Here is a 5519-nt window from a genome sequence, read left to right as displayed (position 1 = left end):
TGGGTCAGCCACTTTATATAGTACATAAATACTATAAAATAGCGATCACGCTGTGCCAGTTGCGTAAGTCCTGTTTAGTACAAGCAAGGGGTACATACTTGGTATCAATTTTCCGGCGTTTGATTTCTGCTTCTAACCAGTCAAGATAGGCATTAAAATCAGCATCCAAGTCAATTAGTTCGTCAAAAGTGAAACAATCAAGGCGATGATTTTCTTCCTTCTTAACTTCATCCCTTGCAGCGCGGGAAATGCGGCGGGTAGTTACTAACCATCCTTCATCAGTTTTTTGCGCCTCAACTGAGGAACGCAACGCCATCACATCACTCAGTCCAACTTCTCCAGCAACGCCAAGGATAAGAATGCGGTCATAACTACGACGGACTGGAATGTTGATAATCCATTCAAAATATTCTTCTGCCCAGATTTCATATTTTTCCAGGCGATAGCCCAAAGTTTCAAACCATCCTCGCATCTGCTGGGCAAGGGCGATCGCTCTACATTGATTTTCAGTTGCAGTTCCTGGTAAGCTAATAAGCATTTAAACTGTAACATAGCCAAGATTGCCTTTATGTTTGATTTTCCGATGCCACTTAATCAATAACTCGCCTTGATTCAACAGTTTATCTAGCAGTGATTTTAATTCAGCTCTATAAAATCCAAAAGCCTTTCCTCAAACTCAGTAAAATACGGACGCTTCAATTCTTTTAAACACTTCAAAACTGCCTCTGCTGGCGCTTCTAGCTTGCCACTGTCCCGTAACCTACTGATGCATGCGATCGCTAATCTGCTGCATCTGCTGACATTCCGATTCCAGGTAATTGAGTGGCTTCATATGGTCGATTCTGATGGTGTACTCTCCATCCCACATTGTGACTGTGCAACTAAATTCGCCTACATGGTTGACAATGCACCAATTCCCGCCTTTTCCTCGTAAATCAGGATTGTCCTTAGCAAGAATTTGGCAGACTTCGGCAATTTGGTAGGTGTTGGGTATTTTGGTACGTTCCATAATTTTCTGCACCACATCAGTGACGATCCTGGCAGTGGGAACTTTACCGCCAGCCTCCTGTACTGCCCGTTGCCAAACTTTAACCTGCTGCTGGGGTTCTAGTTGTGCCAGAGGGCGCACTTGTCCTTCGTTAGTTGGCAGGATTCGTGAGGGGTTAAGTCGAGTTTTGTCTACTTCCTCATTTTGGGAACAATTTGTTCCCGTTCCATCCACTTCCTCATTTTAGGAACAATTTGTTCCCGTCGCTATGTTGTCAAATACTACAGAACCAGCTATTAGATAATTGACCCGGCGATGGGTGTATCCAAATCTATCACGACAATACTCCTCAAATGTGTGATGAGTGGATCTGTATAACCTGCGATCGCGTAACTCCATTAAAGCCTTTCCCGCCTCAAAAAATGCCCTCTCTACTTTTCTCTCCAGGTGCAAGCGGTAAGCGTAGCCATGCCGTCAGGCTTATCGCTAATTTCCTGCTCGGTTAATTCTGGAACTTCAACGGCAGTAACGTTAATTATGGTAGAACTGCCTTGGAAGGTTTACGAGCATTCCTCCCGTACAACCGCAATGATTGCAAGTGCAGTGCGCCGTGCCATTGCCGAATTTGGTGGTTCTATTGGTGCTGTCTTTATTGACTACTTGCAGCAGATTCCTCTCTCAGCAGGCGGGAATATGGCTTTTGAAGTCGGCAAGATTACGCGCCAAATTCGGGATATCGCCAAGTCTCACAAAATCTCTGTTTTCTTGGGCTGTCAAATCAATCGGGGGAATCAAACAACGGCTGACAAACGCCCCAATCGTCATCTGTTGCGTAATTCCGGCGAAATCTTCGAGGTTTGCGACCAATTGATTATGCTTTACCGCGATGCTGTTTACACAAAAGACCCAAGCGACCGCACTATCGAGTTGATTGTTGAGAAAAACAGGCTTTACGGTAAGCTCGGCACTGCAACGATGTTATGCGATTTATCGACATCGAAGTTTTTGAACTTGGCCAGGTAATTTACCCACTTTTGTCATAATCCCTCTTTTCTCCTTCCATCCTTGCAAAAATTCACAACTACATCCACATCCGGCGATCGCTGCATTAGACCCGTGCGTTCAATTACAGGAGTTTTAAAAGGTGGTATATGAATAAAACTGAACCAATGTACTTCCTGCGGTGCAACTTTCCTGAAAAAATTGCTGACCTGAATTGTCCTGTCATGATTTCGATAAATGGCTTTTTCAAGAAAAGGGGCAACTCATATACTTGCCGTAAAGCTCCATTTGATGGTGGAAAGCAACCAGTAATTATAGACAGTGGGGCATTCAGCCGAGTATCTAGACAGTACGGCTACAAAAATCATTTATCCACCAAAACTTATGCCCAAATCATTTGGCGATTTAAAAACTGTTGTAATCTCGTCGCGGTAGTCGTTCAGGATTATATGTGCGAGGAGTACATTCTCAAAATCACAGGACTAGATATTCCAACTCATCAAAAACTAACTTTACACCGTTACGATCGCCTAATCCAAGAGTTGGACAAATTAGCCCAAGCTACTGGTGAATCACCGCCTTATGTCATGCCTGTACTTCAAGGATACGAACCAAAAGATTATTTAAGGCATTTGGATAATTACGGCTCACGCCTTAAAACTCATGATTGGGTTGGTATTGGCTCTGTCTGCAAGCGGAACTCAAATCCTGGTTCTATTTGGTCTATCCAAAATCTGCTGCCTAAAGACTTTCGTTGGCATGGCTTTGGGGGTAAGAAAGCAGCGCGACTCAGACGCAGATATTACACCTGTTGTCATGGGTAATGTTGCGGTAGCAAAGACTGTTGCTCCACTTTGTTAAAGCTATTGCCGCGATCGCAGTTTCTCAAGCACTGCATCTGTAAACGGATTCTTGCCAGCGCGTAACTCTTTCACCCAACTTTGACGTTGTGCTTTATCAGCTTTAAGTTGTTTTAATTCATCTCCTTGAGATAATTTAATTTCTTTGTCAAGCTGAACAATATACTCCTCAAAGTCTGCTATTGCTCCTTTAGTATCACCTGTCAATGCTCTGGCTAGCCCACGGCTGCCTTGAATATTGGGATCATCTGGCGAAAGTGCTACGGCTTTTTCACAGGCAGACATGACATCGGAGGCTTGCTTGTATAAGCTACCATATCGGCAGAGTGAACTCCAATTTTCAACGGGAATTTCAACTTTTGGGTCTAACTTTTGGGCTTGTGCGTAATTATCTAGGGCTTCCCTTACTTTACCATTTAGAACAAGACTTTGCCCTTCATTGAGTAGACGCTCTGCTTTACCAATATTTGTAAATTCTTGTGCTTTTACCTGTGGATCAAAATTTAGCTTGGCATCCCATTGTTGAGCTTTTTTGAATTTTTCAATAGATGCATTAATATCATCATTACGTGCTAGTTTTTCACCTTGAATAAGCAGCACTAAAGCAGACTGTTTTAGAAGAGATTGAGTTTGGCATTTTTGAAGTTCTGTTAATGTCTCAGGATGAATAATCAAATAAGGAGCAAGCAAGTTACAAGCGTCTTTGGCTAACTCATTTAAATCCAAAGTCCATAAAATTATGGTCTTGTCACCACTGCTAGAAGTGAGGGTTTTGCCATCTGGACTATACACTACGCTACTGACTCTATCAGTATGCCCAGTGAGTGTTTTGATGGGTTTACCTGTACTGACATCCCATATTTTTATCGTCTTGTCATCACTGCTAGAAGCGAGGGTTTTGCCATCTGGACTATACACTACGCTACTGACATACTCGGTATGCCCTTCTAAAGTATTAAGCTCCATAGCTCTATTTCCTGGATTCTCTGTTGGCTTTAGATAAACTGCTTGCTGTAAAGTTGTAACAGTTTTTAGTTGAGTATCATTTGATGCCCAAGACGGAAATTTTTCACTTGCTTTCAAAGCTTCTACTGTGGCATCTATGAATTCACCAGAGACAAGATGTGCTTCTGAAGAATTAGTCAAAGCATTAATCTCGCTAATTGTAGCTTGCCGTGTTTGAATGTTAGCCTGATTTCTTTGAATATCAGCTTGATTTTTTTGTTCTTGGGCTTTTTGTGCTTGAATCCACGCTGTAACTGCCAGTCCAGCTAAGGCTACTCCTGCTGCAACTGAACCAAATAGAGCGCGTTTCAAAAAACTATTAAGTTTAGCTTCACCCAGTTTTCTTTGTTCTTCACTGAGTCTTCTTTGTTGCTTTTCTTGTTCTAATTGAGCCATTAACTGATTTAACTTCGGCTCCTGCTGCTGGCGAATCAATAAGGCAATGTAATCATGCACTAGCTGATAACGATCAGCCGGATTCTCTGGAAGCAAAACCACCAAACCAGATTTAACAAAAATCTTTAACACTAAATCTGGATTACTGCCGCCTGTAGTCGTGTTTGCGACTAATGCTTGCAAATCTCGTTCCAGTTCAACACGAGTTTTGAGTGGGCGGGTTCCTTTTTCATCGGTAAGCAAATACAATAACAACTCTGCGGCTTGTTGATTCTTGACACCGCAATCATTAACCACTTCAGCCAAATAACGTTTTACCAGTTCTTCTTTAGTCCCACGCTGCTGATATTCTTCCAGAGTTGTAATATTCTCAGTTTGCAGTTGCGCTCCTACTATCTGCAATTCAATTGGACGCACTTTACCTAATTCCTGTGCTAAATCCTGCACCAGTTGCTCAATCAAAGCAGGTTCTAGCTCAAAATTAGCAGTCTGAGTCAAACGCTGGATTATTGACTTGGTATCTTCAAGTGTAAAATTTCCCAATTCGTAAAGTACATTACTGCTTAGAATATCCCTGCCAATAATCGTCATACTTGGCAGACGGTTGCACTCTAGTAAATAATGCAGATAATCTACCCGCAGCGACAGAATTACTTTCACCGAAATAATATTAAGACACTCACCCAAAAACTCAAAGAAATGCTGCCTTTGGGTTTCTTGGGTATAAGCAAAGAAAAATTCTTCAAACTGATCAAAAATCAGTACGGTTCGTAGATTGTGCTGTTCGTTGTCTCGCAATTGAGAAATTAAGGAGGCGGAATCAGCAGGAGAAGTTTGAATTTCTGAGCTAGAAACCTCACGCTCTTTTGATTCCTGATTTCTAGCTCTACTTCTCTCTTGCAATGCCTCGTATATTAGCCGCCCAAGTTCTTCTACCCAATTAGTGTAAACTCGCAGTACTACAGGTAAATAATCTTGAATCCCTACACTTTTATTTTTTAAAGCCGGAATTAACCCCGCATTTACCAGCGAACTTTTACCTACACCTGACTGCCCATGAATGACTATTATTTTATAATCGGGTCGTCCCAGGCGTTCAACCAATCGTTCGACATCCAATAAGCGACCTGATGCAGCAATTTCCGGGGCGATACTTTCTTGAATTTCAGTTTTGCTCAAGGATGCTTGAGAAAGCTTAGTTGACTGTAATCTACCAGCACCAATAAACGCCCGTAAACCAAACTGCTGTTCAACAGACTGCTGGTGTT

The 5519-nt window shown here is 42.2% G+C and carries 4 protein-coding genes and 1 pseudogene; 2 read left to right on the top strand and 3 right to left on the bottom strand.

Going from position 1 to position 5519, the window contains the following annotated elements; all coding sequences use genetic code 11:
* Positions 1-64: 64 nt before the first annotated feature.
* Positions 65-529: pseudogene (locus RMX98_RS35955) on the bottom strand (restriction endonuclease); the annotation flags it as partial.
* A gap of 231 nt (positions 530-760) precedes the next feature.
* The gene (locus RMX98_RS35950; RefSeq protein ID WP_322681666.1) at positions 761-1222 is read right to left on the bottom strand and encodes a hypothetical protein; all 462 of its coding nucleotides are present in this window, start codon (positions 1220-1222) and stop codon (positions 761-763) included.
* A gap of 234 nt (positions 1223-1456) precedes the next feature.
* Between RMX98_RS35950 and RMX98_RS35945 the strand changes: the two genes are divergently transcribed.
* On the top strand, positions 1457-2011 hold the full coding sequence (locus RMX98_RS35945) for a DnaB-like helicase C-terminal domain-containing protein (protein WP_322681667.1): 555 nt from the start codon (positions 1457-1459) through the stop codon (positions 2009-2011).
* Positions 2012-2139: 128 nt separating this feature from the next.
* Entirely contained in the window at positions 2140-2814 is a 675-nt protein-coding gene (locus tag RMX98_RS35940; protein WP_322681668.1) for a hypothetical protein, read from the top strand.
* A gap of 39 nt (positions 2815-2853) precedes the next feature.
* Here RMX98_RS35940 and RMX98_RS35935 read toward each other — a convergent pair.
* Positions 2854-5519, bottom strand: a 2666-nt coding sequence (locus tag RMX98_RS35935; RefSeq protein ID WP_409882104.1) for an AAA family ATPase, incomplete at its 5' end; no start/stop codon positions are given.

It is taken from the genome of Nostoc sp. DedQUE02 (assembly GCF_034531035.1).
Lineage (GTDB): Bacteria > Cyanobacteriota > Cyanobacteriia > Cyanobacteriales > Nostocaceae > Nostoc.
This window is presented reverse-complemented; position numbering and strand designations above follow the sequence as displayed.